General features: G+C 42.0%; 25 protein-coding genes and 4 pseudogenes. 25 read left to right on the plus strand and 4 right to left on the minus strand.

All coding sequences use genetic code 11. The annotated features are described in order from the left end of the window. From acnD to A2003_RS12800, 6 genes and pseudogenes are all read left to right on the plus strand, one after another. A partial coding sequence (gene acnD, locus A2003_RS12775; protein WP_286687459.1) for a Fe/S-dependent 2-methylisocitrate dehydratase AcnD occupies positions 1–2200 on the plus strand: 2200 nt, incomplete at its 5' end. Between the two features lie 76 nt (positions 2201–2276). Further along, complete coding sequence (locus A2003_RS12780; RefSeq protein ID WP_112987168.1) at positions 2277–2498, plus strand: hypothetical protein; 222 nt, start codon at positions 2277–2279, stop codon at positions 2496–2498. Between the two features lie 6 nt (positions 2499–2504). After that, a pseudogene (locus A2003_RS12785) lies at positions 2505–3137 on the plus strand (hypothetical protein); the annotation flags it as partial. 122 nt (positions 3138–3259) lie between these two features. Next, positions 3260–3565, plus strand: a pseudogene (locus tag A2003_RS12790) (hypothetical protein); the annotation flags it as partial. A 113-nt stretch (positions 3566–3678) separates the two neighbouring features. Beyond that, on the plus strand, positions 3679–3822 hold the full coding sequence (locus A2003_RS12795; RefSeq protein WP_004665293.1) for a zinc ribbon-containing protein: 144 nt from the start codon (positions 3679–3681) through the stop codon (positions 3820–3822). A gap of 125 nt (positions 3823–3947) precedes the next feature. Further along, entirely contained in the window at positions 3948–4526 is a 579-nt protein-coding gene (locus A2003_RS12800) for a DUF4126 domain-containing protein (RefSeq protein ID WP_286687460.1), read from the plus strand. 64 nt (positions 4527–4590) lie between these two features. Here A2003_RS12800 and A2003_RS12805 read toward each other — a convergent pair whose 3' ends face one another. Continuing rightward, on the minus strand, positions 4591–4950 hold the full coding sequence (locus A2003_RS12805; protein ID WP_005060655.1) for an Mpo1-like protein: 360 nt from the start codon (positions 4948–4950) through the stop codon (positions 4591–4593). Between the two features lie 69 nt (positions 4951–5019). Between A2003_RS12805 and A2003_RS12810 the strand changes: the two genes are divergently transcribed. The 8 genes from A2003_RS12810 (at position 5020) to A2003_RS12845 (ending at position 11521) form a co-directional block, all read left to right on the plus strand. After that, positions 5020–5835, plus strand: a complete 816-nt coding sequence (locus A2003_RS12810; RefSeq protein WP_286687461.1) for a helix-turn-helix transcriptional regulator — start codon at positions 5020–5022, stop codon at positions 5833–5835. 82 nt (positions 5836–5917) lie between these two features. Then, on the plus strand, positions 5918–6883 hold the full coding sequence (locus A2003_RS12815; protein WP_286687462.1) for a carbon-nitrogen hydrolase family protein: 966 nt from the start codon (positions 5918–5920) through the stop codon (positions 6881–6883). A gap of 155 nt (positions 6884–7038) precedes the next feature. Then, positions 7039–7926 (plus strand): DMT family transporter, encoded by an 888-nt coding sequence (locus tag A2003_RS12820; RefSeq protein ID WP_286687470.1) that lies wholly within the window; start codon positions 7039–7041, stop codon positions 7924–7926. Positions 7927–8498: 572 nt separating this feature from the next. Further along, positions 8499–8951, plus strand: coding sequence for a hypothetical protein (locus A2003_RS12825; protein WP_039047602.1), 453 nt, complete (start codon positions 8499–8501; stop codon positions 8949–8951). A gap of 181 nt (positions 8952–9132) precedes the next feature. Next, on the plus strand, positions 9133–9798 hold the full coding sequence (locus tag A2003_RS12830) for a pseudouridine synthase (protein WP_004956772.1): 666 nt from the start codon (positions 9133–9135) through the stop codon (positions 9796–9798). A 94-nt stretch (positions 9799–9892) separates the two neighbouring features. Then, complete coding sequence (locus A2003_RS12835) at positions 9893–10516, plus strand: class I SAM-dependent methyltransferase (protein WP_286687463.1); 624 nt, start codon at positions 9893–9895, stop codon at positions 10514–10516. Positions 10517–10539: 23 nt separating this feature from the next. Next, the gene (locus A2003_RS12840) at positions 10540–11019 is read left to right on the plus strand and encodes a GNAT family N-acetyltransferase (protein ID WP_151814510.1); all 480 of its coding nucleotides are present in this window, start codon (positions 10540–10542) and stop codon (positions 11017–11019) included. Positions 11020–11152: 133 nt separating this feature from the next. After that, positions 11153–11521, plus strand: a complete 369-nt coding sequence (locus A2003_RS12845) for a ribonuclease E inhibitor RraB (RefSeq protein WP_004907196.1) — start codon at positions 11153–11155, stop codon at positions 11519–11521. A 67-nt stretch (positions 11522–11588) separates the two neighbouring features. Here the strand turns inward: A2003_RS12845 and A2003_RS12850 are convergent, their stop codons facing one another. Next, positions 11589–12056, minus strand: a complete 468-nt coding sequence (locus tag A2003_RS12850; protein ID WP_004665270.1) for an Lrp/AsnC ligand binding domain-containing protein — start codon at positions 12054–12056, stop codon at positions 11589–11591. Between the two features lie 136 nt (positions 12057–12192). On the opposite strand from A2003_RS12850, the gene A2003_RS12855 reads away from it, so the two are divergent. The 4 genes from A2003_RS12855 (at position 12193) to A2003_RS12870 (ending at position 16571) form a co-directional block, all read left to right on the plus strand. Further along, a complete protein-coding gene (locus tag A2003_RS12855; RefSeq protein WP_112987161.1) occupies positions 12193–13449 on the plus strand; it encodes a D-amino acid dehydrogenase in 1257 nt (418 codons plus the stop codon). Between the two features lie 24 nt (positions 13450–13473). Continuing rightward, positions 13474–14577, plus strand: a complete 1104-nt coding sequence (gene alr / locus A2003_RS12860; protein WP_112987160.1) for an alanine racemase — start codon at positions 13474–13476, stop codon at positions 14575–14577. Positions 14578–14587: 10 nt separating this feature from the next. Next, positions 14588–14947, plus strand: a complete 360-nt coding sequence (locus A2003_RS12865) for a RidA family protein (protein WP_004956761.1) — start codon at positions 14588–14590, stop codon at positions 14945–14947. A 190-nt stretch (positions 14948–15137) separates the two neighbouring features. Beyond that, on the plus strand, positions 15138–16571 hold the full coding sequence (locus A2003_RS12870) for an amino acid permease (protein WP_286687464.1): 1434 nt from the start codon (positions 15138–15140) through the stop codon (positions 16569–16571). 75 nt (positions 16572–16646) lie between these two features. Here A2003_RS12870 and A2003_RS12875 read toward each other — a convergent pair whose 3' ends face one another. After that, positions 16647–17528, minus strand: a complete 882-nt coding sequence (locus A2003_RS12875; protein WP_286687465.1) for a LysR family transcriptional regulator — start codon at positions 17526–17528, stop codon at positions 16647–16649. A gap of 165 nt (positions 17529–17693) precedes the next feature. Here A2003_RS12875 and A2003_RS12880 point away from each other — a divergent pair, with 165 nt between their 5' ends. The 7 genes and pseudogenes from A2003_RS12880 (at position 17694) to A2003_RS12910 (ending at position 26290) form a co-directional block, all read left to right on the plus strand. Beyond that, positions 17694–19211 carry a CoA-acylating methylmalonate-semialdehyde dehydrogenase gene (locus tag A2003_RS12880; protein ID WP_112987156.1) on the plus strand — a complete coding sequence of 506 codons (1518 nt, stop codon included), beginning with the start codon at positions 17694–17696 and terminating at the stop codon, positions 19209–19211. Between the two features lie 13 nt (positions 19212–19224). Next, entirely contained in the window at positions 19225–20115 is an 891-nt protein-coding gene (gene mmsB / locus A2003_RS12885) for a 3-hydroxyisobutyrate dehydrogenase (protein ID WP_286687466.1), read from the plus strand. A gap of 82 nt (positions 20116–20197) precedes the next feature. Beyond that, positions 20198–21847 carry an AMP-binding protein gene (locus tag A2003_RS12890; protein ID WP_286687467.1) on the plus strand — a complete coding sequence of 550 codons (1650 nt, stop codon included), beginning with the start codon at positions 20198–20200 and terminating at the stop codon, positions 21845–21847. Between the two features lie 11 nt (positions 21848–21858). Next, complete coding sequence (locus A2003_RS12895; RefSeq protein WP_042892558.1) at positions 21859–22986, plus strand: acyl-CoA dehydrogenase family protein; 1128 nt, start codon at positions 21859–21861, stop codon at positions 22984–22986. 21 nt (positions 22987–23007) lie between these two features. Next, positions 23008–23781: an enoyl-CoA hydratase gene (locus A2003_RS12900; RefSeq protein WP_042892559.1), complete on the plus strand. Its 774-nt coding sequence runs from the start codon at positions 23008–23010 to the stop codon at positions 23779–23781. A 12-nt stretch (positions 23782–23793) separates the two neighbouring features. Further along, a complete protein-coding gene (locus A2003_RS12905; RefSeq protein ID WP_153569172.1) occupies positions 23794–24819 on the plus strand; it encodes an enoyl-CoA hydratase/isomerase family protein in 1026 nt (341 codons plus the stop codon). Between the two features lie 119 nt (positions 24820–24938). Further along, positions 24939–26290, plus strand: a pseudogene (locus A2003_RS12910) (MFS transporter). Between the two features lie 348 nt (positions 26291–26638). Here the strand turns inward: A2003_RS12910 and A2003_RS12915 are convergent. Continuing rightward, positions 26639–26841, minus strand: a pseudogene (locus A2003_RS12915) (type II toxin-antitoxin system HipA family toxin); the annotation flags it as partial.

Here is a 26841-nt window from a genome sequence, read left to right on the forward strand (position 1 = left end):
AAACCGTGCAGTAGAAGATCGTCGTAACGAAGACCGTTTCCACTTTATCGAGTGGACGAAAACCGCATTTAAAAATGTCGACGTAATCCCTGCGGGTAACGGCATCATGCACCAGATCAACTTGGAGAAAATGTCTCCAGTGATCCAAAATCGTGATGGTTTAGCGTTCCCAGACACATGCGTAGGTACAGACTCACATACACCACATACGGATGCACTTGGTGTGATCTCAGTGGGTGTGGGTGGTTTAGAAGCTGAAAACGTGATGTTGGGTCGTGCATCTTGGATGCGTCTTCCAGACATTATCGGTGTTGAGCTTGTCGGTCAGCGTCAAGCAGGCATCACAGCTACGGATATCGTATTGGCACTCACTGAATTCTTACGTAAAGAACGTGTGGTTGGTGCATACCTTGAGTTCTTCGGTGAAGGCGCAGACACCATGTCGATTGGTGACCGTGCAACCATCTCGAACATGACACCTGAATACGGTGCAACGGCTGCGATGTTCTACATCGACCAAAACACGATTGATTATTTACGCCTGACAGGTCGTGAAGATGCACAAGTGGCATTGGTTGAGCAATACGCAAAAGAAATCGGTCTTTGGGCATCAGATATGACCAAAGCACATTATCCACGCGTACTTCGTTTTGATCTTTCAACAGTCACTCGTAACATTGCAGGTCCATCAAACCCACATGCACGTGTATCAACTGCTGACTTGAAAGAAAAAGGTATTGCAGGTGTTGTTGAAAACCGTACTGATGGTTTAATGCCTGATGGCGCGATCATCATTGCTGCGATCACGTCTTGTACCAATACCTCAAACCCACGTAACACCGTGGCAGCAGGTCTATTGGCACGTAAAGCCAATGAACTTGGTTTAGTGCGTAAACCTTGGGTGAAATCTTCATTTGCACCAGGTTCTAAAGCGGCTGCACTTTATCTTGAAGAAGCTGGCGTACTCAAAGACCTAGAGAAACTTGGTTTTGGTATCGTGGCGTATGCATGTACTACGTGTAATGGTATGTCAGGTGCGCTTGATCCAGTGATTCAACAAGAAATCATTGACCGTGATTTGTATGCGACAGCGGTACTTTCGGGTAACCGTAACTTCGATGGTCGTATCCATCCTTATGCAAAACAAGCGTTCTTGGCATCGCCTCCACTTGTGGTCGCGTATGCGATTGCAGGGACAATTCGTTTTGACATCGAAAAAGATTCATTGGGTACAGACAAAGACGGTAATCCAATTTACCTGAAAGATATCTGGCCATCTGATGCTGAAATCGATGCACTGGTAAAAGAAGCTGTGAAGCCTGAACAATTCCGCAAAGTCTACATTCCAATGTTTGACCTCGGTGAAGTTGAGCAAGCGGAAAGCCCACTTTACGACTGGCGTCCTATGAGTACTTACATCCGTCGTCCGCCGTATTGGGAAGGGGCGTTGGCTGCACCACGTACTTTGACCAACATGCGTCCGCTTGCAATTTTGGGTGATAACATCACGACTGACCATTTATCGCCTTCCAATGCGATCATGATGGATTCGGCTGCGGGTGAATACCTACACAAAATGGGCGTACCTGAAGAAGACTTCAACTCATATGCGACACATCGTGGTGACCATTTGACAGCCCAACGTGCAACATTTGCCAACCCGAAATTGTTTAATGAAATGGTGGTTCGTTCTGACGGCACGATTAAACAAGGTTCAAAAGCGCGTGTAGAGCCTGAAGGCGAAGTGATGCGTATGTGGGAAGCGATTGAAACTTACATGAACCGTAAGCAACCGTTGATCATCATTGCAGGTGCGGATTATGGTCAAGGTTCAAGCCGTGATTGGGCAGCGAAAGGTGTTCGTCTTGCAGGTGTTGAAGCGATCGTGGCTGAAGGTTTTGAGCGTATTCACCGTACTAACCTTGTCGGTATGGGCGTCTTACCGCTTGAGTTTAAACCGGGTGTGAACCGTAAAACGTTGAAGTTAGATGGTACCGAGCTTTATAGCGTGATTGGTAATATCTCACCGCGTTCGACTTTAACATTGGTCATTGAGCGTGCTACAGCGGATGGTAAAGAAGAGATTGTTGAAGTGCCTGTGACTTGCCGTTTAGATACAGAAGAAGAAGTTTCTGTATATGAAGCGGGCGGTGTATTACAGCGTTTTGCGCAAGACTTTTTAGAAGGTCAAGTGGCTTAATACTTTAGCTAAAAGTAATTGATATTGTTTAAAAAAGACCCTATCTTGATGATGGGGTTTTTTATAGAGAATAATAATGGAAAGATATTTAGATTTAGATGGTGATTCTGGAATCCTTGCATATGAAATTGGTGAAACTTATATAAGGGTAAAGTTTGATAGAACATTTAAAATTTATACTTATAGTTATCAAAGTGCTGGAGTTAATAATGTCGAAGAGATGAAAAGATTAGCTAGACATGGCGATGGTTTAAACTCTTATATTAAGTTAAATGCAAATAACCTTTACGAAAAATAAAAAATTATGAAATTCAAAAGTAAAAATTTAAGAGAAATTGCTGAATGTATTATTGGTGATAAAAATTACTTTGATTATAAAAGTAGTCGATATATTTCAGAGTTTTTTGAAGATTGTGGCTTACCCTTTACGCATGATGGTTCAACACGTTGGGCTTGGACATCAGACAGATTGGCAGAACTGTTGGAAGAGTCTTGTCCTCCAAATGCATTGCCACCAACGTTTGTACATGTATTAAGAGCTTTAATGCATAAATCTGATGCGACAGAAGATGATCCTGAACGTATAAATGCCTTAATTGAATTAAATAAGCCTTTAAGTAGAGAAGGGTATGAGGCTTTTTACGGTACAGACAATAATTTATATATTAAAAATTTACATAATAATCAGACTATAAAACCTGTTGAAAATCCACATAGAATATTTTCTGAAATTGAGATTAAAAAAAGAGAGCGATTAATAAGTTATTTGGACATGTGCTCTGAGGATCAACTTATAGAAAATGTATTATTGCCATTATTTCGAATTTTGGGCTTTCAGCGAATTACTGTGGCTGGGCACAAAGATAAAGCACTCGAGTATGGAAAAGATATTTGGATGAAATTTATATTACCAACACAGCACATAATTTATTTTGGTATACAAGTGGCTTTGTTGCACAAAGATTTCATAACTATATGATTTTAAAAGTTTTGATTATTTTTTGATTCAAAATTAAATCTATTTAAATCAGATGCTTACATATTTATGCAACAAAGCCTATACAAGTTAAGAAAGGAAAGCTTGATTCATCAGGAGTGACAAAAACAGGCAATCATAATATTGCTGAAATCTACAATCAGACGACTATGATGTTAGGTCATGAAATTTTTGATCCTGAAACAAATAAAAGAGTTTTAGTTGATCATGCCTATATTATTGCTGGTGGTGAGATAACAAAAGCCGCTAGAAATTGGCTGGGAGGCAAATTAGATGCTCATAAGAGAAGCCAAATCATTTTTATGGATAGAGAAGATATTTTAAATTTATTTACTGTTAACGCGATTGATGTACCTGAAATAATTTAGGTAATAAGTATTTTAACCTTTCCGCCATCACCATTTGTCAGAAAGGTCAATAAATAATCAAAACTATCACGCTATAGTATATGAACCATTTCTAAAATCTATGGAGAACAAAGATGGTTACTGCTGGCGAAAGACCTGGAACTGGCTTCTATTTTTGTGTCCAATGCGGACATCGCACCTATTTAGAAATTGGTACTGATCGTTTACCTCCGTGTACCAAATGCCTTGGCAATCAATTCAACAGCAAGAATGCCTAAGCCGCAAACACCAAACAGTTACCCACTGTTTTCATGAAAGCCCTGTCACTCGATAGGGCTTTTTTGTTACTGTAAAATATGAAATAACAAGATAGCGATATCTGACAAAAATAAGGAAAACCCAGATGGAAACAATTTTAGGACTTTGTATCGGCGTAGGATTAAGCGCAGCCTGTGGTTTTCGTGTCTTTGTTCCTTTATTGGTGATGAGCATTGCAACCCTGATGGGCTGGTATGAACCTGCAAAAGGTTTTGAATGGTTAGCGATCCCTGCCGTATGCGCTGCACTTGGATTTGCAACCCTCTGTGAAATCGCAGCTTATTATGTGCCGTGGGTCGATAATCTCTTGGATACCATTGCCACGCCTGCTGCTGTAGTGGCAGGCACACTCAGTACGATGGCGGTCAGTAGTGGAGAAATGTCACAGTTTGCGACGTGGGCTGCCGCGCTGATCGTGGGTGGTGGAACAGCAGGTGTGGTGCAAATGAGCACGGTAGCTGCACGTGGGGTTTCAACTGCAACTACTGGTGGATTGGGGAATTTTGTAGTGGCAACAGGTGAGTTGATTGGCTCAATTGTCTTGTCGATCTTGGCATTTGTGATGCCTGTCGTGATTACGGTATTCGTGATTATTCTCGTGATTGTGGTTGCACGTTGGGTGAGCCAAAAAAAGCAAGAAAAGATCAGTCATTCAACATCGTGAGTTTTAGATTCAGTGGAATCAGGAAACTTAGACCTAATTTTATAACCTAAGTTTCCTATGTGTATTACCACTTCACACGTTTTAATAAGATATCTTTATACATAATAAAATCGCAGGCGAGACTAAAGAATGGCTGCTTAAAGGTTGCAGGTTTATTATGCTCATAAAAGAAATGACCCACCCAAGCAAAGCCATATCCCACTACAGGCAAAGCCCAAAGTAATTTGGCATTTCCAGTTGCAACAGATGCAGCAGCGATACCAATCACACAGCTTGTCCCCACGAAATGCAGACGACGACAAGTCGCATTTTCATGTTGCGAAAGATAAAAAGGATAAAATTCAGCAAGGGTTTTATAACGAACTTCACTGGTTTCCATCTGCACAGTATTGTTTTTCATCAGTTCTTGAGTATTGTGAGACATATGACTATTCCTTTCGTTTTAAAGTCGTCTTCATTTTGAACACTCCAACCGAAATGGTCTTGAACGAATATGCTATCTCAACACACGGAATTGGACGCGATCACACCGTATAAAAGCTTGGTCTATGCGTGGGATGGCATGATTGTGTATGTGACTCAAGATCATTTGAATAAAGCACACGCGCATTTTCCAGCACTATTACAAATCGGTTTGGGCACTGCTTTTGCATTGGCCGTTGAAGATCAACCTACCCGCTATCATGAAATTGTGGTGATGGCACCCAATATTAGCCACAGTATCGATTCACAGAATCAACCTTATATTGCAATTCTGATTGATCCTGATCATGTGCTTTATGCTTATCTGCATCCTTTATTGAATGGACAAGCATTTCGTTCCTTAGCTGTTGATCGACTTCAATCTTTTCAAAAACAGTTTCAGCAATTGATGACTGCTCAACTCTGCTTAGAACAAGTAAAGCAATTGCTGATGGATGTGTTATTTGCACTCAATCCTCAGCCATTATTGGCTTTACCATGGGATCAACGGATTCAACTCACATATGAATACATCAAACGCTGTGTGCCCCATCAAATTCCAACCATCGCAGATGTTGCGCTACAGGTTGGGCTATCAGAGTCACGTTTGATGCATCTGTTTAGTCAGCAACTCGGACTTTCTATGCGGCAATATATCTTGTGGTTGCGTATCCGCTATGCCATCAAGCTGTGGATGCAGGGCAAAACTTTGATTGAGATAGCAGTTGAATCAGGCTTTTCTGATCAAGCCCATTTCACCCGAATTTTACGTCGTATGGTGGATTTTGCACCGTCGATGTTGAAAGCTAATACGATTTTTATCAGCGATGACGCTACCGAAAAATAAACTAAGCATTGAAAGAGTTCGGTCAAAGTATTTCTAAGATTCGATGCTAAGATTTTCATGAACACTCAGAAGAACTACAGATATGAAAATCGTCGCCATTCAGCCTGCATTGCAGTTAGGACAGGTTGAAGCAAATTTAAAAAAACTCGAAAAATTGATTTTAGCGGCATATCAAGAGCATACGCCTGATGTGATCGTACTTCCTGAGTCGATGACTTCTCCAAATGTCTATTCACCACAAGCTTTCTTGACACCACAACCATTACAGGGTCAGCCCTTACAGCTTCTAATTCGCTTAGCCAAGCAATTGAATGTGGTGATCACAGGGGGCTTCGTGGCAATTCGTGATGGGCATACGTATGGTACTTATGTCATGGTGGAGCGGAATGGCGATTATCATCTGCATGACAAAGATATTCCAACCACATGGGAGCAAAATTTTTATCGCGGTGGTTCGGATGATGGAGTTGTGGATTCAAGTAGCTTGAACTGTAAGGTTGCATTACTCTCAGGTTGGGAGTGGGCAAGGTTCCGTACCGCCAAGCGTGTTCGAGAACAACATGCACAGTTGATTTTAGGTGGAATGTGTTGGTATTCGATGCCGATCAATTGGTATGGATTGTTGGGTACTTGGATGCGTCGTGAACATGAAATTTACAAACAACAAAGTGAAGCACTACCTGCACAAATGGCACGCTTAACAGGTATTCCCGTAGTGCATGCCGCTCATGTCGGCGAAATCCTGAGTGATATGCCGATGTTACCTTATGTCAAATGGTTAACTGAAATGGTGGGCGAAACGCAAATTTGTGATGCGGCAGGAAATGTATTGGCACGTATGAGTTTAGCCGATGGTGAGGGCTATATCGCCGCAGAAATTGAATTGGCTGAACCTAAACCTGTCGAACCTTTAGCATCTAGTTATTGGATTCCTGACATGACGCTGACTTCAAAATTAGCATGGCATGTCGGCAATCTTCATGGCGGACTGATGTATCGTGTGAGACATCGCCTGAAAAAGTTTCCTTGGCAAAAACAGTTGAAGTAAACCAAAGCTAGCTTCTCATTCAACAAACAACGATGGCATGGTGATCTTAACCATCGCTTCTGAGTTGCAATGACAGTATTTTTCTCAATCAAAGCTCGAAAAATCATCTTCAAGCGAGTAAATTACACCCACATTTTGAGTGTGCATGGTTGATGATGGCGTTTACTTGGATTTTATTTACCTTGATGGCTGCTTTTATGCAGGCGTGGCGCAATGCATTTCAAAAACAACTCAGCACCACAGTCGATGTCTATGGCACGACATTGGCACGCTTTCTATTTGCACCGATCTTTGCTTTTAGTTATATCGTCATTCTTTATGCTCAGCAGCCTGTCAGTGTTGAAGTTAGTTTTTCCAATAAATTTTGGTTCTATGTGGTGATCGCAGGGATTAGCCAAATCTATGCAACGGCTTTAATGGTCAAATTATTTCAACAAAAGAATTATGCCATCGGGGTCGGTCTCGCCAAAAGTGAAGCTATTTTAGCGGCATTGGTCGGTGTGCTGTTTTTACAAGAGCATTTAACAGTATGGGGCTGGGTGGGTGTTTCGATTGGTGCAGTCGCGGTATTTCTACTAAGTAAAGGCAGACAACATACTGAACTGTCAATGAAAACATTGATGATCGGTTTAGGCAGTGGTTTGTGTTTTGCCATCACCTCATTGTTGGTACGTGAAGCAAGTTTAGAGTTGAGCATGTTGCCATTTCTACATCGTGCCGCATGGGTGCTGTGTAGCTTGATTAGCTTCCAGTGCATTATATTGTTGCTATATCTTGGTATTTTCAGTCGTCAGACTTTATACAAAATGTGGCAACGTCTTAGACTGACTTTCAAAGTGAGTGTCTGTAGTTTTCTTGCTTCATTGGGTTGGTTTAGTGCGATGAGTATGCAAACCGTGGCAATCGTGAAAACACTGGGTCAGGTCGAGATTTTATTTAGTTTATTGATCTCTGCATTTTTCTTTAAGGAAAAATTGGCGAGAACCGATCATTTGGGATTGTGGTTGGTGATCGTGGCAGCGATTATGGTGATTTGGGCTTAAATTTTATAGGATCATGAAAAAATACACATGTAAATTTGAATATATTGGAATTTAAATCAGTTATTTTTTGTTGAAATGGGAAATAATTCTGATTTTAGAATCTGTTACGCAAAACTATTTCATTTGTGGCGAAAAATACCATTTTTTAGGAAAACAATCCCATCCCGATCTGCCTAAACTATGTCTCAAGGGTGTGAAAGGGATCGAAAAGAGTAGCATGCACCGAGGCTTATAAAGCAAGTGTGTACGAACCCAAAAGGTCTCGATTCGGCTTAGGACGCTATAGATCAAAAGTTTATAGGCAAAGGTTATGGCTTACAAAGTCATAGGTGTTGAAGTAAACAACATGTTTTCCCTTGATACCCTAAAAAATTAATCTAAACAGAATATGACGAAAACATTAAAAATAATAAATACTAGATCAATAAAAGCAAATTCGAATGTGAAACACATCTTTAAATTCAAAAAATATGAATAGAAGTCGATATTTTTATGTTAAAAAACAAAGTGATATAATGCCATTAAAAGCGAAAAATCAAAATATGATCATACTGGAATAGGTCAGAAAAATAATGAACGAGTTCGATCTGAAAATACGTTATCCCCATCAAACCAACAGAAATGATGCTGCTCATTTGGGTATATTTGACGCAGAGACGATCATTCGTAAGTTTGATGAAATGGGATGGCGACAACAAATGGTCCGTCAGTTACAACTGGATGGTACAAGCACCAGTTTTATCGTAACGAATGAATATACAGGACAAAGTGTCCGTATCATTTTGGATGCCTATGCTCAATCCCAGCAACTTGAATTTAAATTGGATAGTGATATTCCTGTTCTGATTTCGAGAAAGGATGTATTTGGATTGGTCACCCGCAAAGCCAAAGATACGATTTCCTTTAATCACCTGACACTGAACCGTGCCAAAGAATATCTCATCGCGTTTATGAATGGTGAGGTTGAGGAGTTAGAAGCACTTTATCGTGACAGCTTAAATAAACCGATGAAGACAGCGTCTTAACTTTTAATCTTCCTGAACACAATCGAATAAACCCTGAATAAAGACATTTTATTCAGGGTTTTATTTTAGATAAACCAAAGATAAAAAATAGCGAGCCGCTGGCTGTGATTTTTTTGAATGGGTCGATTTTCTATCCGTTGTCGTTATAATCTGCTCGCTTGATTCAATCTGTTTGCTTCCTATGCCTTTAAACGATCATTTTATTTACCAACCTCCCCAAGAACCTCTTGAGATCATGTACGAAGATGAGGATTTGGTCGTGGTCAATAAACCTGCGGGCTTATTGTCCGTGATGGGGCGATTACCAGAACATCATGACAGCGCATATTTGCGTGTATTGGATCTCCATCCAACGGCTAAAGTAACGCACCGTTTAGATATGGCCACTTCAGGTTTACTGATGTTTGCTAAGCATCGTGATGCAGAGGTCGCCGTGAGTAAAATGTTTCAAGCGCGTACCGTTAAAAAATATTATGAGGCCTTGGTACAAGGTGCAATTCAGGCTGAAGGTAGTGTTGATGTTCCATTGATTACAGATTGGGAAAATCGTCCACGTCAAATCGTGCATTTCGAGTTGGGTAAGCAAGCCAAGACACTGTTTCAATTGATGGATTACGATGTTGAAACTGATCAAAGTCGTGTGCGACTAGAACCCGTTACAGGTCGCTCACACCAACTTCGTGTGCACATGATGCATATTGGACATCCAATCATGGGCGATAAACTTTATCATCCTGAGCCTGCCAAATTTCATTTAAAACGTATGGCATTACATGCTGCATTCTTGTCTTTTCAGCATCCTTTACAACAACATCTCGTTGAAATTAAATCGGTGATTCCATTTTAAAATGTAAGCTAAGGTGAAATAAGTGTAGCTAAGCTAGGCATGTGGATGGATTTATAATAGATTATAAAAGATATAATGTTTTGTGAGATGCCCGATGAGTCAACCATTAACCCAGCATTGGCAAACCATCTATTCCACCAAAGATTCTAAAGAAGTCAGTTGGTTCCAAGCTCAGGCTTCGACCTCCTTGCGATTGATCCAAAAAGCGCAACTCCACCCTGAGGCAGAAATCATAGACGTTGGGGGTGGCGCCTCAGTTTTAGTTGATCAGCTTTTAGAACAAGGCTTTAAACACATCACAGTTTTAGATTTGGCAGAGGCTGCGTTACAAAAAAGTCAGGTACGCTTGGGAGAACTTGCCAACAAAGTAACATGGCTTATTGCGAATATAGTCGAGGTTGAGTTTGCAGATCATCAATTTGATCTTTGGCATGATCGGGCGGTTTTTCATTTTTTGACAGAGCACAACGATCAGCAGCGTTATTTGCAAAAAGTAACTGCTGCGCTGAAATCAGGTGGTTATCTAGTGATCTCAACCTTTGCAGAAGATGGAGCATTGAAGTGTAGCGGTTTACCTGTGCAACGCTATAGCACACAAGAGCTAATACATTTCTTTGGGCAATCTGCATTTGATGTGGTGGAAGAGGGGAAAGAAGTTCATATCACCCCAGCGGGAAATGAACAGAAGTTTAGTTATCTACTCTTGCGAAAAAAATAAAACAAGGAATAATGTTCTTAACTATGTATTCGTGTATCAACGAGTTAAAGTGGGCTGGTTTGCCGACTTTGACTCAAGCGCAATTAAAAAAATTACTACTTGAAGCCGATCCAGATTGGCAGCATGTTTTAACTTATCTATCAGAAGTAAAAATCTTTGTGATTTCCAATGATCGTCGGGATGTAATTGCAGAATTATGTTTATTACAACGCGGGGATGAAGCGGAAATTATCAATTTAGCCGTCACCAAAGAGCATCGAGGTTTTGGTCTAGCCAAATCATTGATTAAACATGCGATAGAAAATGCATGGCAATCTTCGGTCAGCACTGTTTTGATTAAAACAGGCAACTCAAGTTTTGATCAGTTGGCTCTGTATCAGAAGTGTGGTTTTCGTATGTCATACATTGAGCGAGATGTCTTTAAACACTATCCTGAGCCGATTTATGAAAATGGAATCCGTTGTATCGATCAAGTTGTGCTATCCATCGAGTTGACCGTATAGCTATCGAAGATCGACATGAAGATCATTTATGCTTTCACTACAATAATGATCTTCATGCGTCTAAAAACTGACATAAAAATAGGTTAATCTATAGCCAAATAATTAAACTGAAACGACAACAAAGGATATTCAAATGACACGTGATTACGAGCAATTTCCTGATAATGACAATGGTAATGTGCTTTGGCAAATGGTTGAAGATGGCAATGACCTAAGTGAACCGCATGAAGTCGAATTTTCAATTGTATTTGAAAAGCAAGAACAAGCAGAAAAGTGTGCATTGCATCTGTTGCATCAAGAGCAAAAAATTTCACTGTATCAAGAAGAATTGCATTCAGATGGATCGGATTTGTGGGTGTTAAATATTCACGTCAATATGATGTTGGAATATGAAGATATTGCAGATTTAGAAGAGTGGATGACGCGGATTGCGCAAGAGTTTGATGGTGAATACGACGGATGGGGTTGTATGAGCTATATCTATGATGATGAAGACGAATAATGATACATATTCAGCCTGCGTTTGCAGGCTGAAATATTTTTAATGATGCATCCTACGACATCTAATTTTATTTACTCACATCTAAGTAAAGACTTTCTTTGACTTCTTCCATCACCACATAACTATGGGATGATGCCGAAGCAGGCAGTTTTTTCAGTAAATCACCCAATAAACGTCGATAAGCACTCATTTCTTTGAGTCGAGCTTTGACTAAATAATCAAACTCACCTGAGATCAGATGACATTCCAAGACCTCAGGAATATCGACTAAATCTCGAGCTACTTGATCAAAGACATCACCTGATTTTGCTGACAGTTTGATTTCCAAAAACACCAACAGGCTACGATCAACATGCGCAGGATTAAGCCGAGCGTAGTAGCCCATAATAATACCTTCACGTTCCAATCGTTTGACACGTTCTGAGCAAGGCGTGGTAGATAAGTTCACACGTGAAGCCAACTCACTAATTGCGATACGCCCTTCACGTTGCAGAATGTCTAAAATCAGGCGATCAATACGGTCTAATTTACGCATAGATTATTCCCTTTTATTTTAATTTTTCCGCGATAAAAACATTAAATTACCTAGATTATAGCCATAAAACAGTCAAAAAAACTATTGAAGCAAAAATATACTAGTTAAATAAACTAGTGGGCGAGAGGGGCCTATTATGCGCGTCATCGTTTTAGGAAGTGGTGTTATTGGTGTAGCAAGTGCTTACTATCTTGCGCAACAAGGTGCCCAAGTGACTGTACTTGATCGTCAGTCTGGTCCAGCAAAAGAAACCAGTTTTGGTAATGCTGGGCAAATCTCGCCAGGATATTCAACACCTTGGGCTGCACCAGGGATTCCATTCAAAGCAGTAAAATGGATGTTCCAGCATCATGCACCACTTGCCATTAATATAGATGGCAGCATGTGGCAGCTTCAGTGGATGGCACAGATGCTGAAAAACTGTAATCCACAAAGTTATGCGGTCAACAAAGAACGCATGATGCGTGTGGCGGAATACAGTCGTGATTGTTTGCGTCAACTCAGAAGTGAAACAGGTATTCATTACGAAAATCGTTCCAAAGGTACCTTACAGGTATTTCGTAATGAAGCGCAGCTTGAAGCAGTGCAACGTGACATTCAAGTACTGAAAGAATGTGATGTTGATTTTAATTTACTCAATGCTCAAGAACTGGGCAGTGTAGAACCAGCATTGGCACACACCGATAAATTAGTCGGTGGTTTACATTTGCCGAATGATGAAACGGGTGATTGTTATTTATTCACCAATGCCTTAGCGAAAGTAGCGCAGGACTTAGGTGTCGAATTTAAATTCGATCAAAATGTTGAGCAACTGATCGTTGAAGGTGATGAAATCAAAGGCGTGATGGTCAATGGTGCGATTTTAACGGCTGATCGTTTCGTACTTGCCTTTGGTAGTTATTCACGCGATTTCTTAAAACCATTGCAATTGAATCTGCCAGTTTATCCAGTGAAAGGCTATTCATTGACGATTCCAATTGTTGAACCAAAATTTGCTCCGCAATCAACGGTTTTAGATGAGACATATAAAGTCGCGATTACACGTTTCGACCAACGTATCCGTGTGGGTGGTATGGCGGAATTAAGTGGCTTTAACTTGGGCTTGAATGATGATCGTCGTGCAACTTTGGAAATGGTTACCCAAGACTTATTCCCAGGTGGTGACTTACAACAAGCATCATTCTGGACAGGTCTACGTCCAATGACACCAGACAGCACACCGATTATTGGTGCAACCAAATATAAGAACCTATTCTTAAATACTGGTCATGGCACTTTAGGTTGGACCATGGCATGTGGTTCAGGCAAATTGATTAGTGATTTGGTGATGAATCATCGTACCGAGATTAGTACGGATGGCTTATCGATCCAGCGTTATTCACACGCGGCATAATTTGATTATACAAGGAAGTTGATTATGCCTCGCCCAATTACTGCGGTCATCCATACTCAGGCTTTGCGCCAAAATCTTGAGGTCGTGAGAACTTCTGTTCCAGACAGCAAGGTGTTTGCAGTGGTCAAAGCCAATGCCTATGGACATGGAATCGAACGAGTTTACGATGCTTTAAAAACTGCGGACGGCTTCGCATTGCTTGATATAGATGAAGCGAAACGTTTGCGTGCATTAGGTTGGACAGGTCCAATTCTATTGCTGGAAGGAATTTTTTCGCCACAGGATTTATTTGACTGCGCTGAATATCAGTTGAGTTTCACGGTACATAGCGAGCATCAAGTCGAATGGATACAGCAGCATATCTATCCAGCCCAGTTTGATATTTTCTTAAAAATGAACAGTGGCATGAACCGTCTAGGTTTCAAGCCTCAACAATACCGAAAAATCTGGCAACATCTGCAACGCCTCAATAATGTTTCCAACATCACCCATATGACGCATTTCTCTGATGCTGATGGCGAACGTTTTGGTCAAGCTGGGGTTGAATATCAACTCGCAGAATTTGAAAGCACTATTCAGGACTTACCTGGGGAAAGATCGGTGAGTAATAGTGCCGCCATTCTCAGATATCCCTCGCAAGTACACTCCGATTATGTCCGTGGCGGCATCATGCTGTATGGCAGCTCTCCCGATTATCCGAAGCATAGTATCCAAGATTGGGGACTTGTACCGACTATGAGTTTGCGCAGTGAATTGATCGCGATCCAGCAGTTAAATGCCAATGAAAGTGTGGGTTATGGTTCAAGTTTCGTAGCTGCATATGCAATGACGATTGGTATTGTCGCGTGTGGTTATGCAGATGGTTATCAGCGTACCTCTCCTACAGGCACGCCCGTGTTAGTCAATGGAATCCGTACCCGAACCATTGGGCGAGTCAGTATGGATATGTTGGCAGTCTATCTAACGCCAGTTCCGAATGCTGAAATTGGCAGTGAAGTTGTGCTTTGGGGAACATCAAAAACAGGACAAATACTCTCTATTGATGATGTTGCAGCAGCCTCAGGCACAGTTGGCTATGAACTTATGTGCGGCGTAACTGCACGAGTTCCATTTATCACTCAAGACTAAGGAAGTCATCATGTCACATTCAGATATCCAGAAAATCAATAGCACCGAAGTGATGAGTGCAGTCACGGTTTTTAATCAGGTGGTGTATCTATCAGGACAAGTGCCTAAAAATCCTGATTTAGATATCGAAGGACAAACGCGTGATGTATTGGCAACGATCGAGCAATTGTTAGCCTCCGCAAATAGCGATAAATCACGTTTACTTTCGGTACAGCTTTTTCTGAAAGACCTAGCGGATTTTCCTAAGGTCAATGCGATCTATGTTGATTGGTTAAAAGACTGTGTGGCGCCATCACGCGCTACGATTCAAGCTGATTTGGTCAATCCAAATTGGTTAATTGAAATTGCAGTGATTGCAGCACAAAAATAAAGCGAATCGCTTTATTTTTGTTTAAGTGAGATTAAAAAGAAGAAAAATAACGTATTTGTCATAGATAAAAGTAAGGCAAATACGTATTTTCTTGCAGTCAAAATGAATGGGTCATTTATAAAGGACAGCTGGTTAAGCTCATAAATTAGCGACCGATTCATTTTAGGAAGTAGTAAAAAGGAACTTTTTTATGGCGGTGATACATAATCAGTCTTCAGGTGATGATGCACCTCAAGACTTACAACGAAAACTTTCCAATCGCCATTTGCAATTGATTGCCATTGGTGGCGCGATTGGGACTGGACTGTTCATGGGTTCAGGAAAAACCATATCCCTTGCTGGTCCATCAATCTTGTTTATTTACATGATTATTGGTGGCATGTTCTTCTTTTTGATGCGAGCACTCGGTGAATTGTTGCTTGCCAATTTACAGTACAAATCTTTCGTCGATATGGCACACGATCTGATTGGACCGTGGGCCGGATACTATTTGGGTTGGACCTATTGGTTAGGTTGGGTCTTGGTTGGTATTGCGGACTTAGCTGCTGTGATTAATTATCTGGGTTTTTGGCTGCCTGATGGAACGACCTTTACTCCAATGGGACAGGCGCTGATTAGTGCGGGCTGCGTATTATTCGTTTTGGCGTTGAATTTACTTACTGTAAAATTGTTTGGTGAAGTCGAGTTCTGGTTTGCACTGATTAAAATCTTGGCGATTATTGGTTTGATTGGGGTTGGGGGCTATATGATTTTTAGTCACTTTACCGCACCTCATGGCACAGTGGCTTCGCTAAATAATATTTGGTCGCATGGTGGTATGTTCCCGAAAGGTGTTGATGGCTTCTTGGCTGGTTTCCAAATTGCTGTTTTTGCCTTTGTCGGTGTGGAGTTGATTGGAACCACTGCGGCAGAAACCAAAGACCCACATAAGAATCTTCCCAAAGCGATTAATGCGATTCCGATTCGTATTATTTTGTTCTACGTCTTAGCTTTATTAGTGGTGATGGCTGTGACACCGTGGGATCAAATTCGCGCAGATAAAAGTCCATTCGTTGAGTTATTCCTGAATGCGGGGATTGTGACCTCAGCGATCATCATGAATTTAGTAGTGTTGTCTTCGGTGATGTCGTCGATGAACAGTGGTGTTTTTTCTACCAGTCGTATGTTGTTTGGTCTGTCAAAAGATGGTCAGGCGCCGAATTCATTTAGTCGCTTATCCAAAAGTGCAGTGCCAGCAAATGGTCTGATCTTCTCATGTGTATTTATCATGGGTGGAGCTGTGCTTCAGTATTTTGTCCCGAACACCATGGAAGCCTTTACTTTGGCAAGTTCGCTTTGTGTGATCCTGTTTATTAGCGTATGGAGCTTGATTATGGTCTGCTACATTCGCTATCGCAAATTACGTCCAGAGTTACATGAACAGTCTAAATTTAAAATGCCAGGCGGCGTGTTCATGTCTTATGTGGTGATCGCATTCTTATTGTTCACTTTGGTGATTTTGGCACTCGAACCTGACACGCTAAAAGCGCTGTATGTGAGTCCGTTGTGGGTGGTGATTTTAGCGGTGACCTATCAAGTATTATACAAACCACGTATGCGTAAACTTGGACGTGAATTGGCTTAATCGATTCATTTGCATCTCCCATAAAAAGAGCTGATCTAACTAGATCGGCTCTTTTTATATCTACGCCGAGAAGTATTAATCAACCAATAAATGCTGATATTTATCTGCCTGTTTACGTAAATAATCCCAGACCAGTTTAATCCGTGGCTCATGCTGTAAATCTACAAAGGTAAGCATCCAGAAAGTATGATTAAAACCTACTTGTTCAGCTAAAACATCCTGAAGTTCAGGTTTATCATGGGCTAAAAATTTTGGCAAAATTGCTAATCCAGCACCTGCACTTACTGCGATTTGCTGTGCCAAAATACTGCTACTGCGAAAATTTGCAGTGAGTTTTAAGGGTAAACGTTCTAGACAATACAGCTCAGGGCTATAGACCAAATCATCAATATAATTAACAAAACGATGTTGGGTTAAATCCTCTAATCCACGAATTGGTGGATGTTGAGACAGATAGTTTTGACTGCCATAAATCTTTAATGAGTAATCTGACAGTCGCGTGATGATATAAGGTCCAGACGTTGGTCGATCAATAGACACCACAATATCCGCTTCACGATGCGAGAGCTTAATCATCTTTGGCACAGGAATCAGGTCAATTGTGAGCTGAGGATAGTGAATCGAAAACTCTGCTAATAGTCGTGCAAGAAATGCGGTACCAAATCCTTCAGGTGTGCCAATTCGCACACGACCTTGCAAAGGTTGATGCGGTTTCTCAATCTGAAGAAAGGCCTGTTCCATTTGCTCAACCTGCGGAACAAGGGTTAATCCTTCCATCGTTAGTTCATAACCTGATGCTTCACGCTTGAACAAAGTCGTGCCTAAAGCCAGCTCCAATGCTTGAATCCGTCGAGCTACGGTACTGTGTTCCACGCCAATAATGCGTGCTGCATTGGTCAAGGTTTTGGTTCTCGCTAAAACCAGAAAAAACTGTAGATGATCCCAATCCACTTTCATTGTTATTGTCATCCCTGTGCATATTTGCACATCAATCGTGCATGAATTTGCGTTGGTGGTCAAATCATTCTTTGCTAGTCTCAAACAAATGTTAAAAAAAGAAAATACGACGAATCGCTATTTTCGAACATCTGAACACAATAAAAATAGGCCTATGGAGAGGTTATGAATACAATCCAGAAAATCGAGCTGGACACAGCTAAGCTACTCATTAATGGACAGTTGATCGAGTCTGAAACCCAACACTGGCAAGATATCGTCAATCCTGCGACACAGGAAGTCATCGGTCGCGTACCTTTTGCAACAGTGCAGGAAGTGGATGCAGCGATTCAAGCTGCACAAGATGCTTTTGCCACTTGGCGTCAAACACCGATTCAAGCACGTATGCGCATTATGCTGAAGCTACAAGACTTGATTCGTGCCAACATGAAAGAGATCGCGAAAGTACTGACCGCTGAGCAAGGCAAAACCTTAGCCGATGCAGAAGGTGATATCCAGCGTGGCTTAGAAGTGGTTGAGCACGCTTGTTCTGTCGGTACTTTGCAAATGGGCGAGTACATCGAAGGCGTAGCACGTGGTGTAGATACCTATACTTTGCAACAACCATTGGGTGTTTGTGCGGGCATCACTCCATTTAATTTCCCAGCCATGATTCCATTGTGGATGTTCCCGATGGCGATTGTTTGTGGCAATACCTTCGTACTCAAACCCTCTGAACAAGACCCATTAACCACGATGATGTTGGTCGAACTTGCGATTCAAGCAGGTGTACCTGCTGGTGTGTTGAATGTGGTTCATGGTGGCAAAGAAGTAGTCGATCGTCTCTGTACACATCCACACATTAAAGCGATTTCCTTTGTCGGTTCAACTGCGGTGGGTACGCATGTGTATAACCTCGCAGGGCAACATGGCAAACGTGTGCAATCGATGATGGGGGCGAAAAACCATGTGGTGGTGATGCCTGATGCCAACAAAGAACAAACCCTCAATGCTTTAGTCGGTGCGGCTTTTGGTGCTGCAGGACAGCGTTGCATGGCACTTTCAGTTGCTGTGATGGTGGGTGAAAGTAAGCAATGGGTTCAAGAGTTGGTTGAAAAAGCCAAAACCTTGAAAGTTAATGCAGGACATGAGCCGAATACAGATATCGGACCTGTCATTTCTCAACGTGCCAAAGCGCGTGTGATTGATTTGATCAATAGTGGTGTCGAGCAAGGCGCAGAGCTGTTACTCGATGGTCGTGATGTGCAAGTTAAAGGTTATGAGTCTGGTAACTTTGTTGGAGCGACCATTTTTAATGGCGTGACCACAGACATGCGTATCTATAAAGAAGAAATCTTTGGTCCTGTATTGGCAATTATTTCTGTTGATACTTTGGAAGAAGCGATTGAGCTGATCAATGCCAATCCATTTGGTAATGGTGTTGGACTCTTTACTCAAAGTGGTGCGACAGCACGTACCTTCCAAAACTTAATTGATATTGGTCAAGTGGGGATCAATATTCCAATTCCTGTGCCAGTGCCATTCTTTAGCTTTACAGGTTCGCGTGGTTCAAAACTAGGTGATTTAGGTCCTTATGGTAAGCAAGCGGTACAGTTCTATACACAAACCAAAACCATTACTAGTCGTTGGTTTGAAGATAGCCATGAAGTTGGCGGTGTAAATACCACCATTAGTTTACGTTAAGGGGGAATCAGGGATGAATATCGCCTTTATCGGTCTTGGAAATATGGGTGGCAGAATGGCCCATAACCTGCTCAAAGCAGGACTTACAGTCTATGGTTATGATCTCAGTGAAGTGGCGAATCAGCACTTTGCTGAAGCGGGTGGTGTGGTCTGCGACAGTCCACAAGCAGCAGCCCAACAAGCAGATGTGGTGATCACCATGTTACCAGCAGCTAAGCATGTCAAAGAGGTTTACCTCGGTGAGGAGGGCGTGTTGGAAGTCTTGAAGGCAGGGGCATTGTGTATTGATAGCAGTACCATTGACCCGCAGACCATCAAAGATATCGCTGCGCTTGCGCAAACTAAAAATATTCACATCTGTGATGCGCCTGTGTCGGGTGGCACCATTGGCGCGCAAGCAGGTACTCTCACTTTTATGGTGGGTGCCAATGATCAGACCTTTGAGGAAGTCAAACCTGTGCTCAGCCACATGGGCAAGAATGTCATTCATTGTGGTGATGTTGGCGTAGGACAAATTGCCAAGATTTGCAATAACCTGATTCTTGGAATCTCGATGGCTGCTGTGGCAGAGGGCATGGCATTGGGTGCCAAATTGGGGATCGACCCACAAGCATTGGCAGGTGTTGTGAACACCTCAAGTGGTCGTTGCTGGAGTTCAGAGATTTGTAATCCGTGGCCACATATCAATGAAAATGCACCTGCTTCACGTGGCTATCAAGATGGTTTTGCGACACAACTGATGCTGAAAGATTTAGGTCTGGCAGTCGAGGCAGCAGGTCAGGTCAAACAGCCTATTTTGTTAGGTGGCATGGTACAGCAGATGTATCAGCAGATGTGTATGCGTGGAAATGCGCATTTGGATTTCTCCAGCATTATCCAGCAATACCTACCAGACCAAGTTTAAACATCAAGCCATTGGATGGCTTGTAAACCAATAAATGCAACTCTGTCGTAAATAACTACAAATCCAGACTGAGGGAATAGAGATGTTGAATTATAAAGATGTGGCAAATGCATTTGATTTTGAAAATACGGCTCAACACATGTTGTCAGGTTCGTTGGATGCACTCAATGCATGCTTTGAGTGTTGTGACCGACATGTAGATGGTGAAAAAGTTGCTTTGTACTGGCAAGGCAAAGATGGGCGTAAGGAACAATATACCTTTGCGCGATTCAAACATTGGTCCAGTCAATTTGCTAATTTTCTAAAATCACAAGGTGTACAGGCAGGTGATCGTATTTCGGGTTTATTACCACGAACGCCTGAGCTGATCGTGACGATTTTAGCCGCATGGCGAATTGGAGCCGTATATCAACCGCTGTTTACTGCTTTTGGGCCAAAAGCGATTGAGCATCGTATTCAACTTGCACAAAGCAAATTAGTCGTCACGGATGTGGGTAATCGCAGCAAGCTCGATGAAGTTGAACAATGTCCAGCTATCGTGACCGTTGTTGATACAGAAGGTTCAGTGCTCAAAGCCAGCGATTTTAATTTTTGGCAGGAGCTGAATCAGCAGTCTGATCAATGTGAATTAGTCATGCGTAATTTGCATGATCCATTCTTATTGATGTTTACCTCAGGTACTACTGGACCTGCAAAACCGCTCGAAGTTCCACTAAAAGCCTTGATTGCATTTGGTCGCTATATGCAAGATGCGATTGGCTTAACTGAAGATGATGCTTTTTGGAATATTGCTGATCCGGGTTGGGCCTATGGTTTGTACTATGCGATTACGGGGCCGTTATTCTTGGGACATGCGACGTTGTTCTACGAGGGTGGATTTAGTACGGATAGTTTGTGTCAAATTGTCAAGGATTATCAAATCACCAATTTGGCAGGTGCACCAACGGCTTATCGTATGATGATGGCGGCTGATCCAGCACAAATGGCGCCGTTAAAAGGTCAGTTCCGTGTGGTCAGCAGTGCAGGTGAGCCACTGAATCCAGAAGTGATTCGCTGGTTCAAACAAGTTTTAGATGCGCCGATTTACGATCATTACGGACAAACTGAAGTGGGTATGGTGGTCTGTAACCATCACGGTTTAAGCCATGAAATACGTGCGGGTGCGGCAGGTTTTCCAAGTCCGGGTTATCGGGTTGCCGTGGTCAATGAACAAGGTGAAGAGCTTCCGCCAGACACCGCCGGAATTTTAGCGGTGGATATCAGCCAGTCGCCAATGATGTGGTTTGGTGGTTATAAAGAAAGCCGTAAATCACCTTTTGTTGGCAATTATTACTTAACAGGCGATACCGCTGAGTTACATAGTGATGGCAGTATGAGTTTTGTGGGACGTAGCGATGATGTGATCACCACATCAGGCTATCGCATCGGCCCATTTGATGTTGAAAGTGCTTTGCTTGAACATGATGCGGTAATTGAAGCCGCAGTGATTGGTGTGCCTGATCCAGATCGTACCGAACTGGTTAAAGCCTTTGTGATTTTAGCGGCAGGTGTACAGTCTACAGTTGCTTTGGCAGAAGAATTAAGCCAATTTGTGAAAAAACGTCTTTCTGCACATGCATATCCACGTCTAGTGGAGTTTGTCACCGAGTTGCCGAAGACGCCGAGTGGTAAAATCCAACGTTTTTTATTGCGTAATCAGGAAATTGCTAAGCAACAAGCAAAAGCAGGGTAAGGGAAATAACAATGCAATTTACCGAAGAACAATTGTTAATTCGTGATATGGCGAAAAGTTTCGCCCAAGAACAAATTAAACCGAATGCCAGTGATTGGGATCGAGATGGCACCTTTCCCAAAGCTGCGTTAGCGCAGATGGGGCAGCTTGGTTTTATGGGGATGCTCGTCCCAGAGCAATGGGGTGGGTCAGATACGGGAAATTTGGCATATGTATTGGCACTCGAAGAAGTTGCAGCAGCAGATGGTGCGACCTCAACCATTATGAGCGTGCATAACTCGGTGGGCTGTGTACCTATTTTAAAGTTTGGTAATGACGAGCAAAAAGAACGCTTTTTAAAGCCCTTAGCCCAAGGTGAAATGATCGGAGCATTTGCTTTAACCGAACCTCATACTGGTTCGGATGCCGCAGCTATCAAAACTCGCGCGGTTAAAGATGGTGATGATTATATTCTGAATGGTGCAAAGCAGTTTATTACTTCTGGTCATAATGCAGGGGTGATTATCGTCTTTGCCGTGACTGATCCAAGCGCAGGTAAAAAGGGTGTTAGTGCCTTTCTCGTGCCACGCGATACACCTGGATATGAGGTCATTCGTGTCGAAGAAAAGTTAGGTTTACATGCTTCGGATACCTGTCAGATTGCTTTGACCGATGTACGTGTGCATAAAAGTTTGATGTTAGGTAAAGAAGGCGAGGGTCTAAAAATTGCACTTGCCAATTTGGAAGGTGGTCGTATCGGGATTGCAGCACAAGCAGTGGGTTTGGCGCGTGCAGCTTTAGAAGAAGCCACGCACTATGCCAAAGAACGTCTGACATTTGGTAAACCAATTTTCGAGCATCAAGCGATTGCCTTCCGTCTTGCCAGTATGGCAACAGAGATCGAAGCTGCACGACAACTGGTTCATTATGCTGCACGTCTCAAAGAAGCGGGTCAGCCTTGTTTGAATGAAGCTTCGATGGCCAAATTATTTGCTTCTGAAATGTCAGAGCGTGTTTGTTCAAGTGCCTTACAGGTCTTTGGTGGTTATGGCTATCTGAAAGATTTTCCAATCGAGCGAATTTATCGTGATGCACGAATTTGTCAGATTTATGAAGGTACTAGCGATATTCAACGTTTAGTGATCGCACGTAGTCTATAAAACTCAAACAAGGATTGAATGATGCAGTGGCAAACTATTTTATTGGAAAAGCGTAATGGTGTAGGGTTAATTACCCTCAATCGTCCTAAAGCTTTAAATGCGCTAAACAGTGAATTGATCGGTGAAGTGAATCAAGCCCTCGACCAACTGGAAAAGGATGGTGAGATTGGTTGTATCGTATTAGCAGGTTCAGAAAAAGCTTTTGCAGCAGGCGCGGATATTAAGGAAATGGCACAGCTGAATTTTCCTGATATTTATTTTGATGATTTTTTCCATCTTGCTGATCGTATTGCCCAACGCCGTAAACCTTTGATTGCTGCGGTGAGTGGCTATGCTTTGGGTGGTGGTTGTGAATTGGCACTGATGTGTGACTTTATCTACTGCGCTGAGAATGCCAAATTCGGCTTACCTGAAGTGACTTTGGGCGTAATTCCAGGAATTGGTGGAACACAACGTTTAACTCATGCCATTGGTAAAGCCAAAGCCATGGAAATGTGCCTCACCGCACGACAAATGGGTGCAGTAGAAGCTGAGTTAAGTGGTTTGGTTGCACGTGTATTCAACAAAGAAGACCTACTCGAACAAACCCTACAAGCCGCTGAACAAATTGCGACACGTTCTCTGACCGCAAACATGATGCTGAAAGAAACCATTAATCGAGCTTTCGAAGTCAATTTGACCGAAGGATTACGATTTGAACGACGCATGTTCCATTCTATTTTTGCCACTGCGGACCAAAAAGAAGGCATGCAAGCATTTGTAGAAAAGCGGCAGGCAAATTTTAAAAATCAATAAGAGATCAATAAAATGAACAAAGAAAATCACTTAATGATTGAGCAACAAGGTGGTCTTGGCATGATCACCTTAGATCGAGTGACACATCTGAACGCACTATCGCTTGAGATGATTGAGGGGATTCGAGCCCAACTTGAGCTTTGGCGAGATGATGCTGCTATCCAAGCGATTTTAATCAAATCGAACAGCCCGAAAGCCTTTTGTGCAGGAGGCGATATTCGCTATCTGTATGACAGTTATAAACTGGGCACGACAGATCATCAGGGTTATTTTAGTGCCGAATATAAGATGCTCACCACCATACGTGAGTACCAAAAACCTGTCAGCGTTCTGCTCGATGGTTATGTGCTTGGTGGTGGTTTTGGCTTAGCGCAAGCCTGCCACATCATTGTGAGTAGTGAAAAATCACGCTTTGCCATGCCTGAAACAGCAATTGGTTTTTTCCCAGATGTCGGCGCTACTCATTTCCTATCGCGCTTGGATGACATAGGCGTGTATATGGCGATTACAGGTGAGCAAATCAGTAGCAGTGATGCCCTTTATTTGGACTTGATTGACTACCATGTACCGAGCGAAAAACTACAAGCCTTGCAAGATGCCTTGGTTGCAGAAAACGATTTAAGCCAACAAAACATTGAACATATTGTGAGTTGCTTTATCACCCGCCCAGCAGAAAGTGAATTGAAACAGTATGCTGAAGCGATTCGTAAACATTTCGGTTTTCAATATTTGGATGAGATTGAGCAAAGTCTTGTAAATGAACAAGATGAGCAGTTAAAAGCATGGGCAAGCAAATTACTGCATCTACTGCAACAACGCTCATTCGTAGCAAAACAAACTAGCTTGAAACTACAACATCTTGGACGTGGGCTTTCCTTGCAGCAATGTATGCAACTAGAGCGTGATTTGCAGGATATTTGGTTTGAGCATGGAGACTTTATTGAAGGCGTGCGTGCACTGATTGTCGATAAAGACAAACAACCGCAATGGCAACAAGCCAATCCTGAACTAGAGCAAATATTAGAAAAGCTGAGCTAAGTACGGCTCATCCGATTGTTATCACAAAGGAGAAATACAAACAGGACGTAGACTTTTGATCAAGCATGATCATCAGCATAAAAATTCAGAATAAAAATTTCCAAGAAAGGAAAATGAAGATGCAAACATTACATGGAAACGGTTCAAATCCTAAAAAGTCATCACATCGTTTGGCGGGTATCTCCAGTATGGTGGGTACCACCATCGAGTGGTATGACTTTTTTATTTATGGTGCAGCGGCGGCACTGATTTTCAATAAATTATTTTTCCCTAATCTCGATCCACTTACAGGCGTACTCGCCGCATTTGGTACCTATGCAGTAGGCTTCATCGGACGACCTTTAGGTGGTTTAGTGTTTGGACATTTTGGTGACAAGATTGGTCGTAAGTCCATGTTGTTACTGACTTTAATGCTGATGGGCATTCCAACGGTATTGATTGGACTGTTGCCTACCTATGAATCAATCGGCTATTGGGCTGCGATTTGCTTGGTGATCTTACGTTTTATCCAAGGTATGGCAATGGGTGGAGAGTGGGGCGGTGCGGTGCTCATGGCTGTTGAACATGCACCTGAAGGTAAAAAAGGATTTTGGGGTAGTTTGCCCCAAGCCAGTACAGGTGGCGGTTTAATGCTGGCCTCAATTGCGCTCGGTTTAGTGTCCTTACTGCCTGAACCAGCGTTGTTTAGTTGGGGGTGGCGTATTCCATTTCTCGCAAGTATCGTATTACTGGCTGTAGGTTGGTATATCCGTGTCAAAGTGCCTGAGTCACCTGACTTTGAGAAAGTTAAAGAGCAAGCTGACAATATTAAAGTTCCTGCGTTACAGGTCTTCAAACAACATCCAAAACAGTTGATTACGATTATTGTGGCACGTGCTGCTGAAAACGCATGGTTTTATATTGCATCAACATTCACTTTGGCTTATACCACGACTCAACTTGGAATCCCTCGACAAGAGATTTTATTTGCCACCATTTGTGGTGCAGCAGTCATTCTATTTATGACCCCATTGTGCGGACATCTGTCAGATCGGGTTGGTCAACGCAATATGTTTATGTTTGGTTTATGCGTGTTGGCAGTATTTAGCTATCCATTCTTTAGTATGCTCAATACCAAAGACCCTGTACTGGTGTGGACTGCGATTGTATTGGCAATTGGTGTGGTGTTCCCATTATGTATGCGCCGCAAGCACAATTATTCGCGCGTCAGTTCCCTGCTGAAATTCGCTATAGTGGTATCTCGATTTCAGTGCAGTTGGCAGGTGTATTGGGTGGTGGTATTGCACCGTTGATTGCAACCAAGTTGTTGAGTGTCGGTGGTGGCAATCCATATTTGATTATGATTTATATTGGTTCGATGGCGATGATAGCAATTATTGCGACAACTTTTATGCCGCGTGACCGAATTGCTCAAACTTATCAGCAATCAAATGAGCTAGATTTAAAAACGAAGATTACTGAACAATCCTAGTTTGCAAAATCCATAGATAAGAAAAAAGCCCTAATCTTTCGACTAGGGCCTTTTAAATTTGGAGCGGGAAACGAGACTCGAACTCGCGACCCCAACCTTGGCAAGGTCACCGAGATTTATTCCATTAAATGACGCTAATTATAAGTATATGATTTAATTGATAGTATGTGTTTTTTGGTGGAGTAAAATTTTTAGTAATTTAGATCATTTAAGGGTATTTTGGTCACTTTATTTTAGACATTTTAGTTTGTAAAAGTCACCTATTTTTTGATACTGATTTTCATGAGAAATAACAATATTATATGATTTAATATAATGATTCTTAATCCTCATGAAAATGTTTTATATTCAATTCAATAAATGAATATTATGCTCAATCCTATTTTGGATCATTTGGATAGTTTCTGCTTGAATTTGTCCAGGTAATAGATCATGAGCGATATTGCTGAATCGGATTGCAACCTTACAAATCGAACTAATAATTTCATCGACTTCTTGGGCAGAAAGTTCCGCTTCCTGAGTACCAAGTTTTACAAGAGCTTGTCGAGGAA

This window comes from Acinetobacter sp. GWC1_38_13, from assembly GCF_001767535.1.
Lineage (GTDB): Bacteria > Pseudomonadota > Gammaproteobacteria > Pseudomonadales > Moraxellaceae > Acinetobacter > Acinetobacter junii.

Bases quoted from the DNA above. Each gene is read 5' to 3' on its own strand.
- mmsB (WP_286687466.1), top strand. From the start codon at position 19,225: ATGAATATCGCCTTTATCGGTCTTGGAAATATGGGTGGCAGAATGGCC.
- A2003_RS12865 (WP_004956761.1), top strand. From the start codon at position 14,588: ATGTCACATTCAGATATCCAGAAAATCAATAGCACCGAAGTGATGAGT.
- A2003_RS12780 (WP_112987168.1), top strand. From the start codon at position 2,277: ATGGAAAGATATTTAGATTTAGATGGTGATTCTGGAATCCTTGCATAT.
- A2003_RS12835 (WP_286687463.1), top strand. From the start codon at position 9,893: ATGAGTCAACCATTAACCCAGCATTGGCAAACCATCTATTCCACCAAA.
- A2003_RS12905 (WP_153569172.1), top strand. From the start codon at position 23,794: ATGAACAAAGAAAATCACTTAATGATTGAGCAACAAGGTGGTCTTGGC.
- A2003_RS12830 (WP_004956772.1), top strand. From the start codon at position 9,133: ATGCCTTTAAACGATCATTTTATTTACCAACCTCCCCAAGAACCTCTT.
- A2003_RS12795 (WP_004665293.1), top strand. From the start codon at position 3,679: ATGGTTACTGCTGGCGAAAGACCTGGAACTGGCTTCTATTTTTGTGTC.
- A2003_RS12855 (WP_112987161.1), top strand. From the start codon at position 12,193: ATGCGCGTCATCGTTTTAGGAAGTGGTGTTATTGGTGTAGCAAGTGCT.
- A2003_RS12820 (WP_286687470.1), top strand. From the start codon at position 7,039: ATGGCGTTTACTTGGATTTTATTTACCTTGATGGCTGCTTTTATGCAG.
- A2003_RS12880 (WP_112987156.1), top strand. From the start codon at position 17,694: ATGAATACAATCCAGAAAATCGAGCTGGACACAGCTAAGCTACTCATT.
- A2003_RS12805 (WP_005060655.1), bottom strand. From the start codon at position 4,950: ATGTCTCACAATACTCAAGAACTGATGAAAAACAATACTGTGCAGATG.
- A2003_RS12895 (WP_042892558.1), top strand. From the start codon at position 21,859: ATGCAATTTACCGAAGAACAATTGTTAATTCGTGATATGGCGAAAAGT.
- A2003_RS12875 (WP_286687465.1), bottom strand. From the start codon at position 17,528: ATGAAAGTGGATTGGGATCATCTACAGTTTTTTCTGGTTTTAGCGAGA.
- alr (WP_112987160.1), top strand. From the start codon at position 13,474: ATGCCTCGCCCAATTACTGCGGTCATCCATACTCAGGCTTTGCGCCAA.
- A2003_RS12900 (WP_042892559.1), top strand. From the start codon at position 23,008: ATGCAGTGGCAAACTATTTTATTGGAAAAGCGTAATGGTGTAGGGTTA.
- A2003_RS12890 (WP_286687467.1), top strand. From the start codon at position 20,198: ATGTTGAATTATAAAGATGTGGCAAATGCATTTGATTTTGAAAATACG.
- A2003_RS12845 (WP_004907196.1), top strand. From the start codon at position 11,153: ATGACACGTGATTACGAGCAATTTCCTGATAATGACAATGGTAATGTG.
- A2003_RS12825 (WP_039047602.1), top strand. From the start codon at position 8,499: ATGAACGAGTTCGATCTGAAAATACGTTATCCCCATCAAACCAACAGA.
- A2003_RS12810 (WP_286687461.1), top strand. From the start codon at position 5,020: ATGCTATCTCAACACACGGAATTGGACGCGATCACACCGTATAAAAGC.
- A2003_RS12800 (WP_286687460.1), top strand. From the start codon at position 3,948: ATGGAAACAATTTTAGGACTTTGTATCGGCGTAGGATTAAGCGCAGCC.
- A2003_RS12870 (WP_286687464.1), top strand. From the start codon at position 15,138: ATGGCGGTGATACATAATCAGTCTTCAGGTGATGATGCACCTCAAGAC.
- A2003_RS12815 (WP_286687462.1), top strand. From the start codon at position 5,918: ATGAAAATCGTCGCCATTCAGCCTGCATTGCAGTTAGGACAGGTTGAA.
- A2003_RS12840 (WP_151814510.1), top strand. From the start codon at position 10,540: ATGTATTCGTGTATCAACGAGTTAAAGTGGGCTGGTTTGCCGACTTTG.
- A2003_RS12850 (WP_004665270.1), bottom strand. From the start codon at position 12,056: ATGCGTAAATTAGACCGTATTGATCGCCTGATTTTAGACATTCTGCAA.